We start from the raw sequence: 23900 nt of genomic DNA on the forward strand, positions 1-23900 counted from the left end.
TATTTTTGGTAGAATTGTAAAGATACAATCTTTGGTTAAAAAAAATGGTTACACTTAAAATACCTATCAATGTCTAGAAAAGAAAAATTGCCTAAAAAGAAGAAAAGTTTCATTCGCAGACTTTTCAAATGGACAGGATTTACCCTGTTATTCTTATTGATCGCAATCATCCTGATCCCTATCATTTTCAAGGATGAGATTAAGGAAATGGTCTTGAAAGAAGTGAGTAAGTCCCTGAAGGCTGATGTAACTATCAAAGACTTTGATCTGACCTTTCTGTCCACGTTCCCCAATGTCACTATCCAATTGTATGACACGAAGGTAACAGGTAGAACGGAATTTAAGGGCGTAGAGTTGGCAAGTGTCAAAACTATTGAGGCACATGTAGGTTTATGGGATGTAATCGGTGGCGATGAGATCGAAATTGACGAGGTGCATATCTCGGATGCGAAGTTCGATGTGCGCGTGGACCCGGACGGAAAAGCGAACTACGATATCGTTATTCCAACAGAAGACCGGCCGGTTGAAGACCAGGAGCCGTCCAAGTTCAAACTATCTTTGCAGGAATACTCGCTGAAAAATATTGAGATCGTTTACGACGACCAGGCTTCCGATATGTATGCCAATATCCAAAACCTGAATCATACGGGATCCGGTGATCTGACAGCTGATATCATAGATTTTGAAACCAGTACGCAGATGGATGAGCTGACCTTCGAAATGGAAGGCCTGAGCTATTTGTCGAAAGTAAAAACAGACGCAGACGTGAATTTATTGATGGAATTCAAGGAGGATGATTCCAAGTTCACTTTAAAAGAGAACAGTTTCAAACTGAATCATTTCAATATGTCACTCGACGGGTTCTACCAAATGCTGAAAGATCACGACCAAATGGACCTGAAATTGAATACGAAAGAAATCAGCTTCAAAGATTTATTGTCGCTGGTGCCGAGCTTCTACCAAAGCGGGTATGAGAGCATGGTGGCAAAGGGAGATCTGAAGATGAACGGGGAAGTCAAAGGCCGTTTGGACGAGAAAAACCTTCCGGGCTGGGATTTCGGTCTGAATGTGAAAAAGGCGATGATCCAATACGCGGGACTGGGCTCTATCAGCAACATTACGGTGGATGCCGGCTCCAAATTTGCCGGAGGTTCGAACCTGGACAAAATGACACTGGATGTAACGAAATTCCACTCCGAGTTTGTTGGAAACCTGATTGACGCGAACCTGAAATTGAGAAATCCGATGACAGACCCGCTGATTGATTCCAAACTGAAAGCCAAGGTCAATCTGGCAACTATCGGTAAAGTCATGCCACTGGCAGAAGGAGAGTCTTACAAAGGGAAACTGAATGCCGATGTGGCATTGAACGGCCGCATGAGCTCCATTGAAAAAGAGCAGTATGAGAAATTCAATGCGAAGGGACTGATCGAGTTGTTCGACTTCCTGTACAAATCCAAGGATCTGAATGAAGATGTGAATGTGAAAGACCTGACTTTCCGTTTCAGTCCGCAAAACCTGTCATTGGAAAAAATGCATGCGAGTATGGGGAAATCCGATTTTGCCATGGATGGAACCATTGACAATTACCTGGGCTACCTGTTCGGAACAAAAAAAGAAGACCAGTTGCTGAAAGGAGCATTCAACTTCAACAGCAACAACCTGGATCTGGATCAGATCATGGGAGTTTCTTCAAGCAGCACTGCAGCTGCAGATCCGGCATCCGCAGAACCTGCCCCGGTTGACCCGAATGCGGAACCCCTGTTAATTCCCGAGAACGTGGATTTCAACCTGAATACGAATGTTCAGAAACTGCACTACAATGGAATCGACATCCATAACATGAAGGGAAATGTGAACGTAAAAGAAGAGGTGGCTTCCCTGAATGGGTTGACCATGAATACAATGGGTGGAACAGTTGGCCTTCACGGAAGCTATAGCTCCAAGGACCACAACAAGCCTGCAATTGATTTGGGTTACAAATTGAAAGAGATCGATATCCAGGAAATTACTTCCCACTTCTTAACGATCGGGAAATTGGCGCCGGTTGCCAAATATGCAAAAGGGAAATTCAGTTCCGACCTGAATATGAAGGGGGACCTGACAAAAGCCCTGGAACCGATATACAATTCCCTGAGCGGAGACGGAGATTTCTTTACGAATATGGTCACCGTAAGCGGGTTTGAACCTCTGAAGAAACTGGGAGATGCATTGAGCATGGATAAGATTTCCAACCAGACATTCAAAGATGTGAAGGCATTCTTCAGCTTTAAGGATGGAAAGATGAGCCTGAAAAAGCCGCTGAAGATCAAACTGAGCGGCATTGATACCGAAGTGACGGGATCTACTGCATTTACCCAGGAAATCGATTACAAAATGGTGATGCAGGTGCCGAAAACTATGATCCCGGGAGGAATTATCAAAGCGGCTGAGTCGGGAATCGCAAAAGTGAATGGTATTTCTCCGAAATTGAATATCGGATCTATTCCGGACATCATTCCGGTCAATGCATTGGTTGGCGGAACGGTGACCAAGCCGGTGATCAAAACCGATTTCAAAGAAGCCTTATTGAAAGCAACCGGGAACCTGAAAGACAACCTGAAGGAGAAAGGAAAGGAGCTGGTCGATAAAGCGAAGGACTCTGTGAAAACCCTGGTAAAAGACAAGGTGGATGAGGTGAAAAAAGACCTGGTCGCAGAGAAGAACAAGATCCTGGCCGATGCGCAGAAAGAAGCGGACAAAGTGAAAGCGGAAGCGAAGAAAGCGGGTGACCAGATCCGTGCGGAAGCAGACAAGCAATGTACTGCGGCAATGGATGAAGCGGGAGGAAACATTGTGAAAAAGAAACTCGCGGAAGGTACGTGTAAAGAGCTTAAAAAGAAAGCTGATAACAGCGCAAACAAATTGGACCAGGAAGCACAGACCAAGGCTGATAACATCATGAAAAAGGCCCAGGAAAAAGCGGATGCTTTGAAATAATAATAAGTAGTGTCCCAGAATATAGGTGATAAACAATTTTTCACGCAGATGTCGCGGATTACGCAGATAATATATAATCAAAATCTGCGCTCCGACCATGTCGGAGTCCATATAATCTGCGTGCTCTAAAAAAATCACCTAAACTTTAGGACAATGCATAATAATAATATTAAATTCAAAAATAGTATGGGCGCGATTAATCGCGCCCATACTATTTAAAATGGTTTCGTAATTACTCCGAATCAATTGGTCCGGATCCGGTACCGAATGATTGAATGTCTCCATCGTAGAAGATCATCAATTGCGCCACATCGCGTAAGAAATCAATTTTACCGATTTCAATGCGGTTAATCTTTAAACCGGTTCTTTGCTGAACGTCCGCCATCATTTCGTGGTATTTTTCCGGTTGGATCAGATCAATGCGATCATATAATATGATCTTCCGGGTTTCGTGTTTTAAGAGCCACAAGTATTCCAAACCGGCTGTTAATAAAATCAGGCAGCCATTCATCAAAGCCATTTCGGACATGGAGATTTTATTGGAGGCCAAGGCATTGATCACCGAGAGCCCGATTACCAGGAACAGGTAAGTCATTTCCTTGATCTCAATTCCTTCCGTGCGGTACCTCAGGATTCCGAAGATGGCAAAAAGTCCGAGTCCCATTCCGGTGTCGATATCGAGTTTTTTCAATCCGAAACACAGGAAGAAAGTAATCATCCCGATCAAAAAATAGGTGAACAGGTAGTCTTTTCGGCGTGCCTTGGTGTAATACATGAACCTGATCAGGATGAGCAGAACCACCAAATTGACGGTCATTCTGAATAGAAGCGCATACAGGTCTTCATTGAAAAAGGAAATGCCGAATAGTTTATAGTCCGGCTGATGGGAGAGCAACATGTGATGAATTGTTTATTAGTTTTTGTATCAGTAGCTTTTTTGCTTTGAACCTGTTTGCCTTTAACCGGTCTTCTTCGTAGAGGTCAATCATGCCGAAGCAAAATTTAGATATGCGAAAGGGTCGGATCAATTCGCGTTTCATTAATTGATAGAAAGGAGAAGTCCGATCAAGTTTGGGTTGTTTTAATTCTGCGATAACAACATCCGAAAGTGTCTGATTCTTGCATTCGGGTGCCTCGAGTGTGCCATTCACAATGTCAAAATCAATGGTTAAACGCTCTTCGGCCAGTTTATTCACCAGGGTGATCCGTCGATAACTGTTAACCATGACGGGTTTCAAATCCATCTTCCTTCGCAGCCTGTCCATTAAGAACGAACGGTGGTGTTCTGAGAAATCAGAAGTGAAACCATCAATATTGATGCGGTTCTTGTCCGTTCTTCCTTTGATTTTTTCTTTGACTTCCAGATAGGATTTGTTGCTGTCCAGGTATGTACGGATGCGCACTTTGAAGCGATTGGGAATGGATTTGTGATGATCCTGGAAAAAGGAATAGCTGGAATTGTCGAAATACTGGCTGGTATAATCAAAGATTACTTTTCCGTCTATATTCAAAACATCGTAATAAGGACGCATTTCATCCAGGAAAGCCTCCAGTTTACTGATCGGGAAAGCAAACTTTTCGTCCACACGGTTCATTAAGGGAGCACGAGACAATTCTTCCAATGAAATGCCATGGTAAGTATGTAATAAATCAGTTAATTTTCCCTTCATGCTAATTTCAAATATAGTTAATATTACATATGACGTGATTTTCCGCCAAAAGTTTATTCAATTTACTTCAATAGTTCAATATAGATTTCCTTAAAACACCTTTGAACTTTAGTTTAACCCCTTTCCAATTTTTAAACTCTTTACACTACTTTTGTGTCATGCAAAAGAAAATTTTACTCCTGGGTTCGGGTGAACTTGGAAAGGAACTGGTAATAGCCTTACAACGTTTGGGTCAGACAGTTATTGCTGTTGACAGTTATGAAAATGCTCCGGCCATGCAGGTTGCAGATTCGTTTGAAGTCATCAATATGCTGGATGCGGTTTCACTGGATGCCATTGTTGCAAAACACCGTCCTGACTTGATCGTTCCGGAAATCGAAGCAATCCGTACGGAGCGTTTCTACGAATACGAGAAAATGGGAATCCAGGTCATTCCTTCTGCAAAAGCAGCTAATTTCACTATGAATCGCAAGGCAATCCGTGACCTGGCGGCTAAGGATCTGGGAGTAAAAACAGCTAATTACCTGTACGCAAAAACAGGAGCGGAATTTGAACAGGCAGTCCTGAAAATTGGTATTCCATGTGTGGTAAAACCGCTGATGTCGAGCTCCGGAAAAGGCCAGTCCGTAATCCGTTCGAAAGAAGAGATTTCCAACGCATGGACTTATGCTATTGAAGGTTCACGTGGTGATTTAAAAGAAGTAATCGTAGAAGAATTCATTCCGTTCGATTACGAGATTACACTTTTAACCGTAACACAGCATAACGGTCAGACCTTGTTTTGCGCTCCAATTGGTCACCGGCAGGAACGCGGAGATTACCAGGAAAGCTGGCAGCCTATGCCGATGAATGAGGAACATTTGAAGGAAGCCCAGGAAATGGCAGCTAAAGTGACGAAAGCACTTGGTGGGTCAGGTTTGTGGGGAGTAGAATTCTTTATCACAAAAGATGGGGCTTATTTCTCCGAATTATCGCCACGTCCGCACGATACGGGTATGGTAACACTTGCCGGGACACAAAATTTCAGTGAATTTGAATTACATGCACGGGCCATTCTCGGATTACCGATCCCTTCTATCGTTTCTTTAAAGAACGGTGCAAGTGCTGTTGTTTTGGCCGATAAAGAATCCAATCATGCACCTACTTTTTCCGGTTTGGAAGAGGTATTGCAGGAGGAAGGTTCGGATGTACGGATTTTCGGAAAGCCTACTACGCGACCGTACAGAAGAATGGCTGTTGTATTGTATTCGGGTGATCAGGAAGTGGATCTGGTTACTGATAAAGCGAAAGAATTGGCGAAGAAGATCACGATTAATTATCGCTGATTTGAAACGTGTACTAATTATTGGCGGCGGACCTGCGGGTCTAATGGCTGCAACCCAATTGCTGAAAAGCGATTGTGAAATTCTTTTGCTGGACCACAAAGCAAGCGTGGGACGCAAATTCCTGGTGGCCGGTGATGGCGGATTTAATTTAACACATTCGGAAACTCCGAGTGAATTCCGTGACAAATACGATTCCGAATGGATCAGGCAAACAATCAGGCAGTTTTCGAACAAGGACTGGATCAAATTCCTCAAACAGATTGGTGTTGAGACCAAAATCGGGTCATCGGGCAAAATTTTTCCGGCGGATGACATCAAACCGATCCAGGTCCTGAATGCCTGGAAATCGTTCCTGGAACCGAAGGTGCAGTTTTTACTGAATACCCGGTTTGTGAACTTCGATCACAAACAAGCAGTGATTGAGCGAGAGGGAAAATCCGAAAAAATGGATTTTGACTACCTGGTTTTGGCTCTTGGCGGTAAATCCTGGCCGGTTACGGGTTCGGATGGGGCATGGACAGCTGTTTTCGAACAGAAAATGATTGAATTAACTCCGTTCCAGGCGAGTAACTCCGGTTTGGTGTTGTATGAAAACTGGTTGGGGGACCTGGAAGGGAAGATCCTGAAAAATATCCGGGTTACCTGCGGGAACCAGAGTTGCTCCGGCGATTTGGTCTGCACAAGTTACGGTCTGGAAGGGAAACCGGTCTATGCGGTCAACGGAGCTTTGCGGAAAATGGAAAAACCGGTATTTAAAGTCGACCTCAAACCTCAAATGAGCCTTGAGAAAGTCTTCGAAGTGCTGAAAAAGGCCAAGAATCCGTCGCAAGGACTGAAAGAATTGAAATTGGGAGAAGTAGCCATTTTCTGGATCCGGAATTTTGTTTCCAAGGAGCGTTTCTTAAACCCGAAAGAATTGGCGAAAGCAATCAAGGAATTTCCGATTGGCATTCGCGGTTTCCGTCCGATCGAAGAAGTGATTTCCTGTGCCGGCGGAGTTTCGGTCTCCGAAATTTCAGCGTCCGGAGAATTGAACCGCTTTCCGAACGTATTTGTGGCAGGTGAAATGATCGATTGGGATGCGCCTACCGGTGGCTACCTGATACAGGGATGTGTTTCGAGTGGATACGTTTCTGGCAAAGCCATAAAATTATCAATTATGAATTAGATAATTATCAAGAAGAACAAGCTTGATAATTGATCAGTCAAAAATTGATAATTACTGGTCGATCCGCGGCAAATTAATTTTCTCTTTTACGATAAATCCGGTGGGGAATTGCGAAGCAGTGGCTGCTTTTACTTTTTCAGCTTCCAATTGTGTCCGGAAATCACCAACCTTCAGGAAGTAATGTGGAGCAACAAATTCGACGTAGGTATCGACCTTTGGAAATTGCGCTGAGAAACGTGAGCGTGCATCATCGATAAACGATCTATTCGAATCGAATGCCAGTTGTAAGCGGTATCCGTTGATTTCCTGCATTGCTCCCTGCCCTTGGGCGTTTACCAATTCGTCAATTCTACTGTCTTTTACAATCGTAACCTGTGCATTTCCGGAATACGAAAAAATGCATAACGCAGAGATCAAAATCACCTTTTTCATACAAATAGCTTTTGACAAAGTTAATTGATTTTTTGCATGTGCCTTATTCAATCGGTATTTGCTGAATTCATTGAAAAAAATCGTGCCAAAAAACGGAGGCTAAAGTGTCCGAAACAGATGTAAGTTGTAGCAAATTAGGGGATTGTTAAGAAATGTGAAAGAAGGGAGTTATTTAGAATCATTTTAAATTAAAAAATCGGGTGCAGAAATTGTCATAAAACTGTCACAGAAACCCCTTATTCTTCTAAATTTGCCATCGTTAATTGCTGTATTAACATGGCATTGACAACTTATTGTAGAAACAAAAATATCTAATAATCAGATGTTTAGAAGTATAAAACAATGGTGTATCGGTGCGCTTTCGACAGTTTTTGTTGTTGGTGCATTTGATAGTTTCGCTGCGACTCCGGATGGTGGAGCGCTTTTCAAGGCAAAGTGTGCTACTTGTCACTCTCCGCACAAAGATGGTACCGGACCAAAATTATTCCACGTTCGTGAGAAATGGGCGGCTGAAGGAGCAAAGGAAGGATCGATTTACCAATGGGTAGCGAACTGGAATGCGGCTGCGGCGGCTGATCCGTATGCGAAAAAGATCTCGGGTTTGAAGTCGACGGCAATGAATACATTCCCGGATCTGGCTGGAAAAACCGAAGAAATCGACGCAATCTTTAATTGGGTGGATGAGCAGCCTGATCCATCCGCTGGTCCGGCTAATGGTCAAAGTGTTGCTGCGGGTGCTGCTGCCGAAGAAGTGGAAGAAGACAGTCTTTCCTGGGTCTGGATACTGATGGGAGTTGTGTTCGTTGTAATCATTATGGCTGTTGGTGGTGTTCGCCGTCAATTGAGAAATGCAACGAGAGAGCACGATGGACAGTCTGTTGACGATGATCTTTCATTCGGACAGGAGTTCAAGGCATGGGCTTGGAAATACAAGAGTTATGTAGGTCTTGGAGGATTGGTGATCACGTTCTCTTTAATTGTATCCTTATTTCTTTCGTTGTATTCAATCGGGGTGTTGGAAGATTACCAACCGTCTCAGCCGATCGAATTCCCGCATGACATTCACGCCGGTAAGAACGGAATTGATTGTAAGTATTGTCACAATTCGGCAATCGATGGAAAAACTGCAGGGATTCCAACGGTAAACGTATGTATGAACTGTCACAAGCAGATCAACGGAAATACTCCTGAACAACAAGAGAAAATCGCTAAGATTTACGCTGCTGCAGGTTATGATCCTGCAACTCAGAAGTACTCCGGGAAAACAAAAGAGATTATCTGGAACAAAGTTCATGTTTTACCTGATCACGTTTATTTCAATCACAAACAGCACGTAGTTGCAGGTCAGGTGGATTGTAAGCAGTGTCACGGTGATATGACCAAAATGAATGAAACTGCGAAAGTTCAACCGGTTTCCGAATTGAACAAAGTAGAAGGAAACGTTCCGTTGACAAAAGCAACGTTGACAATGGGATGGTGTATCGAATGTCACGCTGAGAAAGAAATTTCTTCCGGGTCATTGGATTCAAAAGGAAGCAACTATTACAATGAAATGCATAACCGTTTGTTAAAAGACAGAAAATTATACAACAAGTTCCTTGAGGACAAGAAAATAACGGTTAAAGAATTAGGTGGTTGGGAATGTGCTAAATGTCACTATTAATCAATCTCGAACAGTAGAACAAAGATTATGGCTATGTCAAAAAAATATTGGAAAGGTCTTGATGAATTGCATGAAACACCTGCATTTGTTGAGTCAAGAGATCGTGAGTTTTCTCCGTCTGTTTCTGTTGACGAATTCTTGAGTGATGATCAACTTGCTGAAACATCTACGGCACGTCGTGACTTCTTGAAATTCTTAGGATTCAGTGTTGCAGCTGCTACAGTTGCGGCATGTGAGGCTCCGGTTACAAAAGCTATTCCTTACGTTGTGAAACCGGAAAACGTGACACCTGGTGTTGCTACTTGGTATGCGTCCACTTATTATGATGGGAATGCGTATGCAAGTATTGTTGTTAAAACGCGTGAGGGTCGACCTATTTATATCAAAGGAAACCGCGATTTCGGATTTACACAGGGAGCTTTAACTCCTCAGATCGTATCGTCTGTTCTTTCTCTTTACGATAATGCGCGTTTGAAAACGGCACAAGCGAAAGGTGGAAAAGATATTTCATGGGATAAATTAGATGATGCTGTAAAAGCAGCATTGGCTAAGATCAAGAAATCAAACGGGAAGGTTGCTTTCGTTGCAAATTCGGTTATTTCTCCTTCCATGCAAGGTGCCATTGCAGATTTGTCTACAAGCATCTACGGAGAAGTGAAAGATGCAAACGGAATGCCGACAGTTCACCCGAACTTTAACTTTATTCAATACGATGCGATTTCGTATGCAGGAATGCGTGAGGCGAATATGGAATCATTCGGAATGCGTGCGATTCCTGATTACGATTTCACACAAGCTAAGACCATTGTGAGTATCGGTGCAGACTTCTTAAGTACCTGGTTGCTTGGAAATGCATTCTCTGCTGATTACGGAAAACGCCGTAACCCGGACGGAGAATGGATGAGCAAACACTTCCAGTTTGAGTCGACCATGTCTATTACCGGTTCGAACGCAGATTACCGCGGAATGATCAAGCCTAGTGAGCAGGCAAATGTATTGGCTTATATCTTGGGCAAATTCGGAGTAAATGCCGGAGTTTCCGCTACTTTACCGAAAGAAGCAATGGCTGTTGCTGATAAAGCAGTAAAGGCCCTGAAAGCTTCCAAAGGTATGTCAGTGGTTGTTTCCGGGTCTAACAATAAAGCGATCCAGATTCTTACGAACAAACTGAACAGCGTGTTGGGGGCTTACGGAAAGACTATTCTTTTTGATAAGCAACTTCAAATGTTCCAATCGGAAGATGCGAAAATGCAGCAGTTGGTTTCTGATGTGATCGCAGGAAAAGGACCGGATGCTGTATTCTTCTTAGGAACAAACCCTGTTTACAACTTGCCGAACGGGAAGGCGTTTGCAGAGGCTCTTGATAAAGTAAAATTGAGTGTTTCACTATCCGGTTACGGAGACGAAACAGCCAGCAAGTGTGCATACATTGCTCCTGATCACCATGCATTGGAGTCTTGGATGGATTACAATCCGAAAGCAGGACATTATGCGATCGCACAACCGACTATTCGTCCTTTATTCGATACGGCTTCTGCTATGGAGTCCTTATTGGTTTGGGCAGGAAAAAGTCATCGTGGGGGGAAAGACTCACGTGTAGCTTACGAATACATTCAAAAGAATTGGGAGATCTACGGATTCCCGATGCAAACAAAATACACGGATTTTAATACATACTGGGAAATGGCTATTCACAATAGCTGTAACGAAGATTTCGTAATGCCTGGTGCTCCTGTAGCGTTTAACGATGCTGCGATGGGTAAAGTAGCAGGTAAATTACCGAAAGGCGGTGCTCTTGAAGTTGTATTGTACCAAAAAGCAGGGATCGGAAACGGAGATATGGCAGGTAACCCATGGTTACAGGAGATGCCGGACCCGATTTCCAAAGTGACTTGGGATAACTACATTACCATGTCTCCTGAAGAAATGAAAAAAGGTGGTTATACCACTTATTACGATCAGGAGAACGGATTGAACATGGCAACTGTAAAAGTTGGTGGTGAATCGATCACACTTCCGGTTTATCCTTCACCGGGACAAGCTCCGGGTACCATCGGTATCGCTCTGGGTTACGGACGTGGAGAAGGAAATGAAAACATCGGTAACGCAGCATTCGTAACCAAACAATACGGAGGTTTCGAAACAGATGCTAACGGGAACCGCGTTTCAGTTGGTAAAAATGCTTACCGCTTCCTGACTTGGGAGAACGGAACTTACCAAAACAATGTAAGCGGATCTATTTCAAAAACAGGAACTGATCTGTATCCGATCGCAGCAACACAAATTCATCATACAGTAATGTCCCGTAACTCTATCGTTAGAGAAACGACATTGGATATTTACCAGAATGAAGAGCCCGGAACATACAATCACAAGCACGTGTTACATACACACGAAGGTGAAGTTCCGATCTCGGAATTCGACTTGTGGGATGCTCACCCGGTAGAAAATATCGGTCACCGTTGGGGAATGACAATCGACTTAAACCAGTGTTTTGGTTGTGGTGTTTGTATCATTGCCTGTCAGTCTGAAAATAACATCCCGGTAGTTGGTAAAGACGAAGTACGCAGAGGTCGTGAAATGCACTGGTTGCGTATCGACCGTTACTTTGCTTCCAGCGAAGAGGCTGCTGTAGGTACACGTAAGGATCCTGTTTTAGGACATTTGGATTATGTTGAATCTGAAATCCCTACTGCAAATCCTGCTGTAGTTCACATGCCGATGATGTGCCAGCAATGTAACCACGCTCCGTGTGAAACGGTTTGTCCGGTTGCAGCGACAACGCACTCCAATGAAGGATTAAACCAAATGACTTATAACCGTTGTATCGGTACTCGCTACTGTGCGAACAACTGTCCTTACAAGGTTCGTCGTTTCAACTGGTTTAACTACCCATCTTATAAGAAATTTACAGAAATCAACCCGGCACAGGACGATTTAGGACGTATGGTATTAAATCCTGACGTTACCGTTCGTACACGTGGTGTGATGGAGAAATGTTCATTCTGTGTTCAGAAAATCCAATCTGTGAAGCTGGATGCGAAAACTCAAAACAGAACCGTTCAGGATAATGAACTGGAGTCTGCTTGTTCGGAGGCTTGTCCTGCGGGAGCAATTGTATTCGGTGACTGGAATGATGTGAATTCTAAGATTCGTAAGGTTTCAGCTGACAAACGTTCTTACCAGGCACTGGAAGAAGTAGGTGTGAAACCAAATGTTTGGTACCAGGTTAAGATCCGTAACAACGAAAACGCTGATCTGGATAAACTGGTAGCAGAAGCGCATCATGGAGGCCATGAAGCACATGCTGAAAAACAGGAAAGTAAGTCAAATCATTAATTGCTTAAAATTAAAGTCTAATGCATAAGGAAGCTGCAATTCGTGAACCCCTCATATTAGGTCACAAAACGTATCACGAGATTACCGAGGACGTCTGTAAACCGATTGAGGATAAAGCACCGCGCATGTGGTACATTTTATTCGGTATCGCTTTAGTTATCGGATTATACGGAGTAGGATGTATCTTTTACTTGTTAGGAACAGGTATCGGAGTTTGGGGTCTTAACAAAACCATTGGTTGGGCTTGGGATATCACCAACTTCGTATGGTGGGTAGGTATCGGTCACGCCGGAACCCTGATCTCAGCCGTGTTGTTATTGTTCCGTCAAAAATGGAGAATGGCGATTAACCGTTCTGCTGAAGCGATGACCATCTTCGCGGTATTCATGGCAGGTTTGTTCCCGTTAATTCACATGGGTCGTTTATGGGTAGGTTACTGGACACTTCCATTGCCAAACCACTTCGGTTCATTATGGGTTAACTTCAACTCGCCGTTGTTATGGGACGTATTTGCGATCTCAACGTATCTTTCGGTATCCCTTGTTTTCTGGTATATCGGTTTGATTCCCGATTTCGCAACTATCCGTGACCGCGTGAAAAAACCGATTCCAAAGAAGATGTATTCCATTCTTTCTTTCGGATGGTCCGGGCGTGCGAAGCACTGGAACCGTTTTGAATTGGTTTCTTTGGTATTGGCGGGTGTTGCGACACCGTTGGTATTCTCGGTTCACTCGATCGTATCCTTTGACTTTGCCACATCGGTAATTCCGGGATGGCATACAACTATCTTCCCTCCGTATTTCGTTGCGGGAGCCGTATTCTCCGGGTTCGCGATGGTACAAACGCTCCTTCTTGTTATGCGTAAGGCAATGAAGCTGGAAGCTTACATCCACACAAGACACGTAGAATACATGAACATCGTAATCATGGTTACAGGTTCGATCGTAGGTACTGCATATATTACCGAGTTATTCATTTCCTGGTATTCAGGTGTGGAATACGAAGCATACGCATTCTTCAACAGAGCAACAGGACCATACTGGTGGGCTTACTGGTCAATGATGACTTGTAACGTGGTTTCACCTCAGTTGATGTGGTTCAAGAAATTGCGCAGAAGCTTATTGTTTACATTCGTCATTTCGATTGTTGTAAACATCGGTATGTGGTTCGAGCGTTATGTAATTATCGTGACATCTATCCACCGCGATTACCTGCCATCTTCCTGGTCTATGCATTACCCGAGTCACATCGACTTAGGTGTCTATATCGGAACGATCGGTCTGTTCTTCGTATTCTTCTTATTGTTTGCCCGTTTCTTCCCGGTATTGGCGTTGAACGAATTGAAAACAATCTTGAAATCATCCGGTGAATCATATAAGAACGATACCGCTCCGGTTCACCCTTATTTTGCAAAAAACGGTCATGGCAGTCATGGACACGATGACCACGATACTCATAATCATTAATAGAGAAACATGGCAGAGAAAGTAATTTATGCAATGTATGACGACGACGATGTGCTAAAAGATGGTGCAAAGAAGTTAGTCGCTAAAGGAGTTAAAGTAGCTGACGTGTTTTCTCCGTTCCCGATTCACGGTATTGATCCGATTATCGGTGTAAAGCAGACACGTTTGGGAATTATGGCATTCTTATATGGTTTGACCGGTACCACATTGGCAACTTTGGGAATGAATTATTTCATGATTCACGACTGGCCGATGAACATTGGGGGTAAACCAAGTATGACCTATTTAGATAACGTATTGGCGTTCATTCCGATTACGTTCGAGTTCACGGTATTGTGTGCTGCTCACGGAATGGCGATCACTTATTTATTATTGAATAGGACTTTGCCGGGAATGCCAGCAACAAATCCGGATCCTCGTACAACAGATGACAAATTCGTAATGGAGTTACGTTTGTCAGACAACGGTCAGTTTTCCGAAGGAGAATTAATGGCCATGTTGAATGAGACAGGAGTGATAGAAGTAGATCAAAAAGATATTCATTAATTAACTGTAGATCTTAAGTCTTACAGAGTTTAAAGACCAATACAGATGAAAGTAAAATTCAAGGCATTTGCACAGTTTTCTTTGGTAGCGTTGCTGGCGGCAGCGTGTACTTCTGATCCGGATAGTGCAGGTTTGGAATACATGCCTGATATGTATCGTTCTCCTGCGGTTGAACCATATGTTGATTATGGTGAAGTTCGCGGTCAGATCAATGACGAAATGAAAATGCGTCGCTCCGCAATGGTTCCGCCGCGTTACGCAATTCCTTATTGGGGTACTGATTCGGCAACTGTTCATACCTTACTTCCATACCACCGTATGCCGGGTAGATTGTTTGCAGAAACGCACGGTTTGTACCAATATGATTTGTCTTCCAATGAAGATGCGGATTATGAATACAAAATGGCAGCTTCCGATGTGAATCCATTGAAGTTAACTTCGAAAGAAGTGGCGGATAAGATATTCGCAGACGGGAAAGCATTGTACCAGGTAAACTGTAATCACTGTCATGGTGAGAAAGGTGACGGAGAAGGACCGATGGTGAAGTCCGGAGCGTATACCGGTGCAGCTGTATTGAGTGGTTTGGCGATCCAGGAAGGACAAATGTTCTATTCCATTTACTACGGTAAGGGAATGATGGGGTCTCATGCATCTTTATTGAACAAGAAGGAAATCTGGACTTTGGTGCACTATGTAAGAAAGTTCCAGGATCCGAAGTACGGTACATTTGATGCAAACGGCGCTCCTGCTTGGGGTGCACTTGCAGCACCGGTTGCTGATTCAATAAAATGAATGTAATATTTACTAAGAAAGAAAACGAATAAAAATGGAATTCAAAGTTTCATCAAAAGCAAAATCCCTTACGGTAATCCTGATGTTGTTAGGAGTGATCGGCATCTGTTTAGGTGTTTGGGTGGAGTTTACAGAGTCTCATCATCACGGAGCGCATTTTCAAACACGTTTCTTAGGAAACTTGTTGGTGGATAGTTTCTTCTTCTTCGCGATCGGTTTGGGAGCATTGTACTTCTTAGCGCTGCAATATGCAACGGAAACAGGATGGTACGCATCTGTAAAGCGCATCATTGAAGGAGTAGCAGGTTACCTGCCTTATGGTATCGCATTGATGTTGATTACTCTTTTGACTCTTTCGTTAACAAAGGGTGGAGGAATTTACATTTGGATGGATAACGAGCATGTTCAACATGATCCGATCTTAGTAAAGAAAAGTGCGTATCTGAACCAAATTTTCTTCTGGATCAGAACATTGGCTTACATGGGAGTTTACTTCATCTTCTGGAGAGGTTTCAAAATGCGTTCCTTGGAAGAGGATCGTGTAGGTGGAACAGCCATTCACTTTACGAACTATAAAAAAGGAGCATTGTTCCTGGTTTTCTTTGCGGTATTTTCCTCTACGTCTGCTTGGGACTGGATCATGTCAATTGATGCACATTGGTTCTCTACGTTATTCGGATGGTATGTATTCGCCGGAATGTGGTGTTCAACGATGGTTGTTTTGGTAACCTTGACATTGTATTTGAAAAAGCAGGGGTACTTGAGTAAGGTAAATGAAAACCACATCCACGATTTAGGAAAATGGACATTTGCAACTTCTTTCTTATGGTCCTACTTGTGGTTCTCTCAATTCATGTTGATTTGGTACGCAAATATCCCGGAAGAGGTAACATACCATTTGACTCGTATTGAAGATTTCAAAATGCTTTACTTCGGAATGTTCTTCATCAACTTCGCATTCCCGATGTTGTTGTTAATGTCCCGTGATGCAAAAAGACACGCTGGTGTATTGACCGGAGTAGGGGTAATCATTTTCGCAGGTCACTGGGTTGATGCCTACCTGATGGTAATGGGAGGTTCTATGGGGAAACATGCTTACATCGGAGCGATGGAAATCGGAATGGCGTTATTGTTCTTGGGATTCTTTATCCGAATTATTTTGATGAACCTGACGAAAGCTCCATTGATGCCGGTAAATCACCCATTCCTGGACGAAAGTATTCATCACGAAATTTAATAAGGCACTTGTTGTTACGATAAAATAAAAAACATGACAAAGCTAATCGTATTAATAGTTATCATTTTAGGAGTTATTGCCGTAGCACAGTTAGTGCGTATGTATGAGCTTTCTTCTAAATTAAGAAACCGTCGTGAGGAAGATATTCCGAATCGCGATAACCGTTTAAACGCAACCTTATTACTGGTGTTTATGTTGGCGTTTTTCGCGTCAGTATTGTACCTATTTGTTGAGTATGGGTTCACTGGTCGTGGAGAAGCTGCTTCGGTTCACGGAAAAGGAACAGACTGGTTGATGGATTTGAACCTGTGGATCATTATTGCAGTATTCTTCTTAACGAATGCTTTATTGTTCGGATTCGCATTTAAGTATGTTCGCAAGCCGGGAGTAAAAGCATATTGGTTCCCGCATGACAACCGTTTGGAGTTGGTTTGGACAGTAGTTCCGGCAATCGTTTTGGCAGTGATTATCATCTTAGGTTTGAGATCATGGAACGAGCAAACGGATAATGCTTCCAAAGAAGCGATCAGAATTGAATTGTTCTCCAAGCAATTCGACTGGACAGTTCGTATGTCTGGAGACGATAACACATTGGGGTATTTCGATTACAAATTGACGAACGAGAACAACCCGATGGCTTTGTTGACTACCAAGACTATCCAGGATGCGATCGACAGTATGGAAAACAGTTCAACCGGAATTCGTGCATTGGAGGCTAAACTGAACAATCCAAAATTGATCTTTGTTCCTGAGGACCACGATTTGATGGTGAAAGATCTGGCTAGAAAAGAGCGTATGGTGCGTATGTTGTACCAAATGAAAGCGCGCCATAACAGTGCAATGGATGCACGCGCAATGGATGATATCGTGTTCAATGCCAATGATACTTTATTCTTGTGTAAGGACCAGGATTACGAATTCAACTTCCGTTCAAAGGATGTGATCCACTCTGCTTACTTCCCTCATTTCCGTGCACAGATGAACACGGTACCGGGACAAACGACACGCTTTAAGTTTACACCTTCCATCACTACATCGGAAATGCGCGAGAAAATGCACAATCCGAAGTTCAACTATGTATTGATGTGTAACAAGATCTGTGGTTCTTCCCACTACAAAATGAAGTTGATGGTTGTCGTATTGGACAAGCCGGCTTACAAGAAGTGGTATAAGAAAGTTTCTAAGTTGGACCCGAAAGCAGCAGCTGACTGTAAAACGTTCAGAAACATTTACCCGGTTGGTAAACCAAAAGCTGCTCCGGCTGATTCAACTGCTGTAGCACAAGATACTGTTCCTGCGGTAATGTAATCATGCAATAATTAATTAAGTAAACAATAAAGTAAAAAAATAAAATCATGGCAGCTCACGAAGCACACGCACATCACGACGCTCATGGACATCACCACCATGAAGAAGGTTTTATTTCTAAATATATTTTTAGTCAAGACCATAAAATGATTGGAAAGCAGTTTTTGATGACTGCTGTATTTATGGGGGTAGTAGCAATGTTATTATCTATCTTGTTCCGTATCCAGTTGGCTTGGCCGGGTGAGGAATCGGATTTCTTATCATTTTTCCTTGGTGAAACATGGGCTCCGGGAGGAGTTATGAAAGAGAGTATGTACCTGGGATTGGTTACGATCCACGGTACGATCATGGTATTCTTCCTGCTGACAGGTGGATTGTCCGGGACTTTCTCCAACTTACTTATTCCGTTGCAGATTGGTGCGCGTGATATGGCTTCCGGTTTCCTGAATATGTTGTCATACTGGATGTTCCTGATCTCTTCATTGATCATGTTGGCTTCTTTGTTCATCGAAACAGGACCTGCATCTTCAGGTTGGACGATTTATCCTCCTTTATCCGCATTGCCTCAGGCAATTGAAGGTTCAGGTTTGGGTATGACCATGTGGTTGGTTTCAATGACGATTTTCATTGCTTCTTCCTTATTGGGTTCATTGAACTATATCGTAACGATCTTCAACTTACGTACAAAAGGAATGAAAATGACTCGTTTGCCGTTGACAATCTGGGCATTCTTCATTACTGCGATCCTAGGGGTATTGTCTTTCCCGGTTTTATTATCTGCTGCATTGCTATTGATGATGGACCGTTTGGCAGGAACTTCTTTCTACCTTTCTGATATCATTGTTGGTTCGGAAATGTTGGAAAACCACGGCGGATCTCCATTGTTGTATCAACACTTATTCTGGTTCTTAGGTCACCCGGAGGTATACATTGTATTATTGCCTGCATTGGGTCTGACATCTGAAATTATCTCTACGAATTCACGTAAGCCGATCTTCGGTTACCGTGCAATGATCGGTTCCATCCTGGCAATTGGATTCTTATCCTTTATCGTATGGGGTCACCACATGTTCATTACAGGTATGAACCCGTTCATCGGATCGGTATTCGTATTTACTACTTTGTTGATTGCAATTCCTTCTGCCGTGAAAGTGTTTAACTACATTACAACGATCTGGAGAGGATCCAACATCTACACTCCTGCGATGTTATTCTCGGTAGGCTTGGTTTCTACGTTCATCACCGGTGGTGTAACAGGTATCATCCTGGCGGATTCTGCATTGGATATTGCGGTTCACGATACGTATTTCGTTGTGGCTCACTTCCACATTGTAATGGGGATGTCCGCTGTATTCGGAATGTTTGCCGGTGTTTACCACTGGTTCCCTAAAATGTACGGACGTATGTTGAACACCCGTTTGGGATACGCTCATTTCTGGGTTACGATCGTTGGAGCATACGGAGTATTCTTCCCAATGCACTTCGTAGGATTGGCCGGAGCTCCTCGCCGTTATTACGATTACTCCGTATACGGTGATTTCGACAAGCCGACACAAGACATGATTATGGATTTGAATGTGATCATTACCGTTTTTGCGATCATCGCAGCATTCGGTCAGTTGATTTTCTTGTTCAACTTCTTCTATAGTATTTACAGAGGTCCAAAAGCGGTTCAAAACCCTTGGAGATCCAATACATTGGAGTGGACAACCCCGGTTGTACATATACATGGAAACTGGCCGGGAGCTATTCCGGAAGTTCACCGTTGGCCATATGATTACTCCAAGCCGGGAGCTGAAGAAGATTTCATTTCTCAGGTTGTTCCTTTGGCTGAAGGAGAAGAAGGAGATCATTAGAAATTTTGACGGATATTTAGAAGGCGGTTCGAAAGAGTCGCCTTTTTTTGGTGCGATACTTTTAAGTTAATAAGGTATTTACAAGTATATACCAATTATTAGTAAGTGCAGGAGTCTGGTGATGCAGCATGCCTTTTGGCGAACGTTTGGAATATCCCTCATTTGCCCATAAGAGGAAATACATCAAAACCAAATGGAGTTCCAAATAGAATTCCAAATAGAATACCTGCCCTATTCGTTGAGTTGCCAGGGCCGTAGGTAATAATGTTCCGTCCGAAAAGGAGTTCGGAATCCTAAAAAAAGCCTTATCCGCAATGATGGACAAGGCTCAAGAGTTTCGGAATTATTTCCACAATTCCAGGATATATTCTTCTTTTTCTGCGTTTTATACTAAATGATTACTCAGTCATTTCCGGCAGAATTGCTGAAGCACGTATAAACGGATGTTTTTTCATAATATTTTTAAAATTATTGAATTTTGGTCGGGAAAACGACACTTATATCTGTCTCTCCCGAAGTACATGTTCCATCCTTTGTTCCAGGTTGGTGACGTAACTCTACCTGCATTGTACCTGATCCGGTACCGGATGTTCTCCACTTTGACTGAAGTCCGACCGGAAGACCATTGCCATCTAGATCTGTAATTTGAACAGTAGCGCTCACTCCAGCAGGTGTAAAGCAGAATTTATGATCGTTGGCTTCCTCTAAAACGTCATTGGAAACGGTATCAATTGGTGAAACGGTTTCATTTAGCAATAAAATACTTGTATACCAAGTCTTATTAGGCTGTAGGATGATCGTATCGAAGATGTCGAAGCTTGTGCCCCCATCGCCATCAGGATCACGGAAAGTAGCGTAATAAACATTCGAAGCGTTGGAAGAATCCACAAACATTAACTTCATAGTTGTAATTACTTCGGGTTCATTTTCCACCGGTTGTGGGACCGGAACCAGGTCTTTGTCCTTTTTACATGCGGTTATAACAGAAGCTGCAACTAGCCCGATAACCAGCAATCTATTTAGTTTTTTGTTCATTGCGTTTGTTTTTAAATTATTGATATCATGATTATTTGAATCCAAAATGGAAAGGTATTTTAATCCGGCCCAGGACATTTATTCCGGGCTGATCTGCGAAATATCGGAATCGATCCAGGTAATCGCGGTAAGATTGGTTCAATGCATTCTGTACACTCAAACCAAACTCAATATCTTGTTGAGCGATTTTGACGGTAATTGAAGCATTTGCGCCTAAAAGAAAATACGCAGGTGGTGGTGGTGCAAAATCTACATTTTGGGGGACGCGCCATTGCTTATTTACATAGAGTGCCGATACAGACAAATAAGCTTTCTGAATTTTTCCGTGCGATTTAAACCGGTAAATGGCCTCTAATTCTCCGCGATCCGCAGGCATCATGATCAGCCAATTATCCTGTGTCTTGTTCCAAGCTCTTAAAATTGATGCTTTTCCTGTTAATTCAAAGCGTTTAAAGATTTTGTAATTTGCGTAGAAATCACAACCTTTCAGAATGGCATCTGTCTGAACATAATTAAATCCGGGAAATGCTCCACGAATAGTTAAAACAGGTTCTTCCGTTGGCTGACGGTAGATGAAATTGTGGATGAAATTATAATACGGAGAAACTTCTATAAACAATTGGTCTGATGGTTGGTACCGAATTGCAAGAATTGCATTGTATGCTATTTCTGATCCCAATGCCGGGTTCCCGTATTCAATAGCCGCGGCACCATGGTGAAGACCTGAGCTGTATAACTCGCTTACTGAAGGTGCACGCCAAGCCGAACTGACGTTGAGTGATACATTGAAACTGGAATCCTTTTTGTAAATAGCTCCGAGATTCCCGGTTACATTTTCGAAATGATGGATCGGTGAAATGAGTTCATAAGTTGCATTACCGATATATTCATATTTGTAAATACGCAACCATTTATAGTCGTAGCGTGCGCCCGCTTCCAGCTCAAAGTGCTTTTTCTTCCAACGCTCAATCCAGAAGATCCCACCGCTATAATTACGAAAATTGGGAATAAGCGCACGCCCCTCGTAAGTGTTGCCTTGAGTGATCCCGTTTATACCGATACTTCCTGCAATATGCCTTGCAGTTCGGTGTTCCCAGATAACATCTGTTGTATGCGTAGTTATTTCAAATTGCAGATCGGGCTTATTTAAAGCTGCCAGCGAATCGTTAAGCGGAGGATGCTTATCGTATTCGTAGCGAAGATTATACTGACGGGAATAGATAATCGTTAGTTTCCCTCTTTTTCCCGTATCGAAATAGCACTTTGCTTTTAGGAGTTCGTGCTCAATATGTTGATACGGACGTCCGATTTTATAAGTAAATTTGCCGGTTTCAAGAGGGACAGAACTGTGAAATGCTTTGTCAAGGTCCGTTAGATTTCCAATGTGTGAAGCACCAAAAATGCCTAATGTAGTATTGAATTGACTATAGTAAACCTCAGCTCCGTAATGTTGTTTTTTCCAGCCCAAGGCATAAGAAAAATTATATTCTTTCAATCCGGTATTTATGAGATTGTATTTTGGGGTGGATAATGTTCCATTCTGTTTCAGTGTTCCTTGTACGCGCCACGAAAACGCGGGTAGCTTGCGGAAATTCCCATCAAAGAAGGCAGAGGCTGTTCCTCCGCGTCCATTAGTTGCGCCAATCAAATTTACTTCACCATTTATTCCTGCGGAATCCCGCAGGGGTCTTGGATCAACAAGTACAACTCCTCCCATTGCGTCAGAACCATACCGAACGCTGTTCGCACCTTTAATAACAGACAGTTTGCCTGCAATGAACGGATCTATTTCGGGGGCATGTTCTATTCCCCATTGCTGTCCTTCCTGACGAATTTCGTTATTGAGGATCAAGATTCTGTTGCTGTGTAGTCCGTGAATAATGGGTTTGGAGATAGAGTTCCCCGTATTCAGCGTATTCACACCGGGAACGGTCTTCAGTGCGTCACCCAGCGAAAGTCCTTTTGTCTGGTCCAGCTTTTCCGGTGATACTTGATCTTTCGGCTGGGTGGACTGTGATGTTAATCTTTGGGCTTGTATCGTCACTGATTCAAGGTCCATAATACGCTGTTCCGGGTAAAACGAAACGATGGTTTCTCCCTTAACGGTTACTTTTTGTCGCAGAGGATCACACTCTTTATGACGGACGAGAAGGATATAGTCTCCGTTGCAGATACTATCCAAACGATAATTCCCGTTTTCATCGGATTGAACCGTTTTTTTTAATCCCTGGATAGAGATTACAGCAAGTCCTAGTGGCGAACCATCGTGTTCGTCAATGACTTTTCCGGAAATTGATCCATTACAATTTTGAGCATGCAATTGATGCGAAATCAAAAGGAAAGGCACTGACAAAATAAACCAATTTAGTCGTAAGATCATATAGTTCTTAAATGAGAGCAATTGAAGTATCACTATTCTGATACAGCCTTAAGCTCCGTAATAAAAAAAGAGAAATTGTTATTTTAAGACCGGCAAATAACTCCGTAGCTGGCATATCCGCCCGAATAGGAGAATTCACTTCGGCAATTATAAGAGCTGCAGAAAAAGGTCGTTGAGTCGTTAAACCCAATACCAAACGTGTTTTTAATGCAGTTTAAGCAACTACAGGAGGAGCCCTTAGGGAAAAATAAAATGCGGAGTGGGTGTTTGGAGGAAATTGCAAGAGTGTACAAACACGATCATTCACCACTACTTCCCCGGTTAGTTGAAATTGGCGATTTTCAGTTGGTAAAGAAGGTGAAAAAACAAATGAGCAAATACTACAGTTCTCATGTTTTCCACAAAAGTGAAGCACATTATCATCGCAATGCGAAACCTCATGATGCTCAGTCAATTCATGCACAGCTTGCATGGTGGTTGGAAAAAGAACCAACCCTACAAACAGTATTGCAAGATAACCGACCAATTTTTGCATCGGCTAAAAGTATACTTTTTTTTTTATAAACAGGAAAATTATTGCAACATTGTTGTATTAATGTTTCTGTCGGTCTTAGATTTGTGAACTCCTAGATTGCTTTTAAAAACAGAAATTAGAGATAAATTCAGAATAGGTAATAGGATAATTACGGATCAATCGAAACAAT

At 42.8% G+C, this 23900-nt stretch carries 18 protein-coding genes; 12 read left to right on the forward strand and 6 right to left on the reverse strand.

The window, feature by feature from the left end; genetic code table 11:
• The first annotated feature begins 69 nt into the window (after nt 1–69).
• The gene (locus tag FO442_RS06100) at nt 70–2979 is read left to right on the forward strand and encodes an AsmA-like C-terminal region-containing protein (protein ID WP_144332268.1); all 2910 of its coding nucleotides are present in this window, start codon (nt 70–72) and stop codon (nt 2977–2979) included.
• A 232-nt stretch (nt 2980–3211) separates the two neighbouring features.
• On the opposite strand, the gene FO442_RS06105 is transcribed toward FO442_RS06100, so the two are convergent.
• On the reverse strand, nt 3212–3877 hold the full coding sequence (locus FO442_RS06105; RefSeq protein WP_144332269.1) for a DUF4956 domain-containing protein: 666 nt from the start codon (nt 3875–3877) through the stop codon (nt 3212–3214).
• Entirely contained in the window at nt 3849–4649 is an 801-nt protein-coding gene (locus tag FO442_RS06110) for a polyphosphate polymerase domain-containing protein (RefSeq protein WP_144332270.1), read from the reverse strand. The genes FO442_RS06105 and FO442_RS06110 overlap by 29 nt, the downstream gene beginning before the upstream one ends.
• A gap of 158 nt (nt 4650–4807) precedes the next feature.
• Between FO442_RS06110 and purT the strand changes: the two genes are divergently transcribed.
• Together purT and FO442_RS06120 are read left to right on the forward strand one after the other, a co-directional pair.
• Nucleotides 4808–5974, forward strand: coding sequence for a formate-dependent phosphoribosylglycinamide formyltransferase (gene purT, locus FO442_RS06115; RefSeq protein ID WP_144332271.1), 1167 nt, complete (start codon nt 4808–4810; stop codon nt 5972–5974).
• A gap of 1 nt (nt 5975) precedes the next feature.
• On the forward strand, nt 5976–7142 hold the full coding sequence (locus tag FO442_RS06120; protein WP_144332272.1) for a BaiN/RdsA family NAD(P)/FAD-dependent oxidoreductase: 1167 nt from the start codon (nt 5976–5978) through the stop codon (nt 7140–7142).
• A gap of 51 nt (nt 7143–7193) precedes the next feature.
• Here the strand turns inward: FO442_RS06120 and FO442_RS06125 are convergent, their stop codons facing one another.
• Complete coding sequence (locus FO442_RS06125) at nt 7194–7574, reverse strand: SPOR domain-containing protein (RefSeq protein WP_144332273.1); 381 nt, start codon at nt 7572–7574, stop codon at nt 7194–7196.
• 322 nt (nt 7575–7896) lie between these two features.
• Between FO442_RS06125 and FO442_RS06130 the strand changes: the two genes are divergently transcribed.
• Genes FO442_RS06130 through FO442_RS06165 form a run of 8 tightly spaced genes read left to right on the forward strand, consistent with a single transcriptional unit; the run spans nt 7897 to nt 19781 of the window.
• On the forward strand, nt 7897–9237 hold the full coding sequence (locus tag FO442_RS06130; RefSeq protein WP_144332274.1) for a cytochrome c3 family protein: 1341 nt from the start codon (nt 7897–7899) through the stop codon (nt 9235–9237).
• A gap of 33 nt (nt 9238–9270) precedes the next feature.
• Nucleotides 9271–12576: a TAT-variant-translocated molybdopterin oxidoreductase gene (locus FO442_RS06135; RefSeq protein WP_222101975.1), complete on the forward strand. Its 3306-nt coding sequence runs from the start codon at nt 9271–9273 to the stop codon at nt 12574–12576.
• A gap of 20 nt (nt 12577–12596) precedes the next feature.
• Complete coding sequence (gene nrfD / locus FO442_RS06140) at nt 12597–14042, forward strand: NrfD/PsrC family molybdoenzyme membrane anchor subunit (protein ID WP_144332276.1); 1446 nt, start codon at nt 12597–12599, stop codon at nt 14040–14042.
• 9 nt (nt 14043–14051) lie between these two features.
• On the forward strand, nt 14052–14588 hold the full coding sequence (locus FO442_RS06145; RefSeq protein WP_144332277.1) for a DUF3341 domain-containing protein: 537 nt from the start codon (nt 14052–14054) through the stop codon (nt 14586–14588).
• A gap of 45 nt (nt 14589–14633) precedes the next feature.
• Nucleotides 14634–15380 (forward strand): c-type cytochrome, encoded by a 747-nt coding sequence (locus FO442_RS06150; RefSeq protein WP_144332278.1) that lies wholly within the window; start codon nt 14634–14636, stop codon nt 15378–15380.
• 34 nt (nt 15381–15414) lie between these two features.
• The gene (locus FO442_RS06155; RefSeq protein WP_246073821.1) at nt 15415–16617 is read left to right on the forward strand and encodes a quinol:cytochrome C oxidoreductase; all 1203 of its coding nucleotides are present in this window, start codon (nt 15415–15417) and stop codon (nt 16615–16617) included.
• 33 nt (nt 16618–16650) lie between these two features.
• The gene (locus FO442_RS06160; RefSeq protein ID WP_144332279.1) at nt 16651–17925 is read left to right on the forward strand and encodes a cytochrome c oxidase subunit II transmembrane domain-containing protein; all 1275 of its coding nucleotides are present in this window, start codon (nt 16651–16653) and stop codon (nt 17923–17925) included.
• 47 nt (nt 17926–17972) lie between these two features.
• Complete coding sequence (locus FO442_RS06165; RefSeq protein ID WP_144332280.1) at nt 17973–19781, forward strand: cytochrome c oxidase subunit I; 1809 nt, start codon at nt 17973–17975, stop codon at nt 19779–19781.
• 61 nt (nt 19782–19842) lie between these two features.
• Here FO442_RS06165 and FO442_RS06170 read toward each other — a convergent pair whose 3' ends face one another.
• From FO442_RS06170 to FO442_RS06180, 3 genes are all read right to left on the reverse strand, one after another.
• The gene (locus tag FO442_RS06170) at nt 19843–20106 is read right to left on the reverse strand and encodes a hypothetical protein (RefSeq protein WP_144332281.1); all 264 of its coding nucleotides are present in this window, start codon (nt 20104–20106) and stop codon (nt 19843–19845) included.
• 143 nt (nt 20107–20249) lie between these two features.
• Nucleotides 20250–20816, reverse strand: coding sequence for a hypothetical protein (locus FO442_RS06175; RefSeq protein ID WP_144332282.1), 567 nt, complete (start codon nt 20814–20816; stop codon nt 20250–20252).
• A 31-nt stretch (nt 20817–20847) separates the two neighbouring features.
• Nucleotides 20848–23196, reverse strand: coding sequence for a TonB-dependent receptor (locus FO442_RS06180; protein WP_144332283.1), 2349 nt, complete (start codon nt 23194–23196; stop codon nt 20848–20850).
• Between the two features lie 207 nt (nt 23197–23403).
• On the opposite strand from FO442_RS06180, the gene FO442_RS06185 reads away from it, so the two are divergent.
• On the forward strand, nt 23404–23760 hold the full coding sequence (locus FO442_RS06185) for a hypothetical protein (protein ID WP_144332284.1): 357 nt from the start codon (nt 23404–23406) through the stop codon (nt 23758–23760).
• Nucleotides 23761–23900 lie beyond the last annotated feature (140 nt).

Origin of the sequence: Fluviicola chungangensis (assembly GCF_007558725.1) — a bacterium.
GTDB lineage: Bacteria > Bacteroidota > Bacteroidia > Flavobacteriales_D > Crocinitomicaceae > Fluviicola > Fluviicola chungangensis.

What these genes read in the sequence shown, in the direction of transcription:
- FO442_RS06165 (WP_144332280.1), top strand. Translation starts at nt 17,973, where the DNA reads ATGGCAGCTCACGAAGCACACGCACATCACGACGCTCATGGACATCAC.
- FO442_RS06110 (WP_144332270.1), bottom strand. Translation starts at nt 4,649, where the DNA reads ATGAAGGGAAAATTAACTGATTTATTACATACTTACCATGGCATTTCA.
- FO442_RS06175 (WP_144332282.1), bottom strand. Translation starts at nt 20,816, where the DNA reads ATGAACAAAAAACTAAATAGATTGCTGGTTATCGGGCTAGTTGCAGCT.
- FO442_RS06125 (WP_144332273.1), bottom strand. Translation starts at nt 7,574, where the DNA reads ATGAAAAAGGTGATTTTGATCTCTGCGTTATGCATTTTTTCGTATTCC.
- FO442_RS06185 (WP_144332284.1), top strand. Translation starts at nt 23,404, where the DNA reads ATGCAGTTTAAGCAACTACAGGAGGAGCCCTTAGGGAAAAATAAAATG.
- FO442_RS06150 (WP_144332278.1), top strand. Translation starts at nt 14,634, where the DNA reads ATGAAAGTAAAATTCAAGGCATTTGCACAGTTTTCTTTGGTAGCGTTG.
- FO442_RS06130 (WP_144332274.1), top strand. Translation starts at nt 7,897, where the DNA reads ATGTTTAGAAGTATAAAACAATGGTGTATCGGTGCGCTTTCGACAGTT.
- FO442_RS06180 (WP_144332283.1), bottom strand. Translation starts at nt 23,196, where the DNA reads ATGATCTTACGACTAAATTGGTTTATTTTGTCAGTGCCTTTCCTTTTG.
- FO442_RS06105 (WP_144332269.1), bottom strand. Translation starts at nt 3,877, where the DNA reads ATGTTGCTCTCCCATCAGCCGGACTATAAACTATTCGGCATTTCCTTT.
- FO442_RS06155 (WP_246073821.1), top strand. Translation starts at nt 15,415, where the DNA reads ATGGAATTCAAAGTTTCATCAAAAGCAAAATCCCTTACGGTAATCCTG.
- purT (WP_144332271.1), top strand. Translation starts at nt 4,808, where the DNA reads ATGCAAAAGAAAATTTTACTCCTGGGTTCGGGTGAACTTGGAAAGGAA.
- FO442_RS06135 (WP_222101975.1), top strand. Translation starts at nt 9,271, where the DNA reads ATGTCAAAAAAATATTGGAAAGGTCTTGATGAATTGCATGAAACACCT.
- nrfD (WP_144332276.1), top strand. Translation starts at nt 12,597, where the DNA reads ATGCATAAGGAAGCTGCAATTCGTGAACCCCTCATATTAGGTCACAAA.
- FO442_RS06145 (WP_144332277.1), top strand. Translation starts at nt 14,052, where the DNA reads ATGGCAGAGAAAGTAATTTATGCAATGTATGACGACGACGATGTGCTA.
- FO442_RS06160 (WP_144332279.1), top strand. Translation starts at nt 16,651, where the DNA reads ATGACAAAGCTAATCGTATTAATAGTTATCATTTTAGGAGTTATTGCC.
- FO442_RS06100 (WP_144332268.1), top strand. Translation starts at nt 70, where the DNA reads ATGTCTAGAAAAGAAAAATTGCCTAAAAAGAAGAAAAGTTTCATTCGC.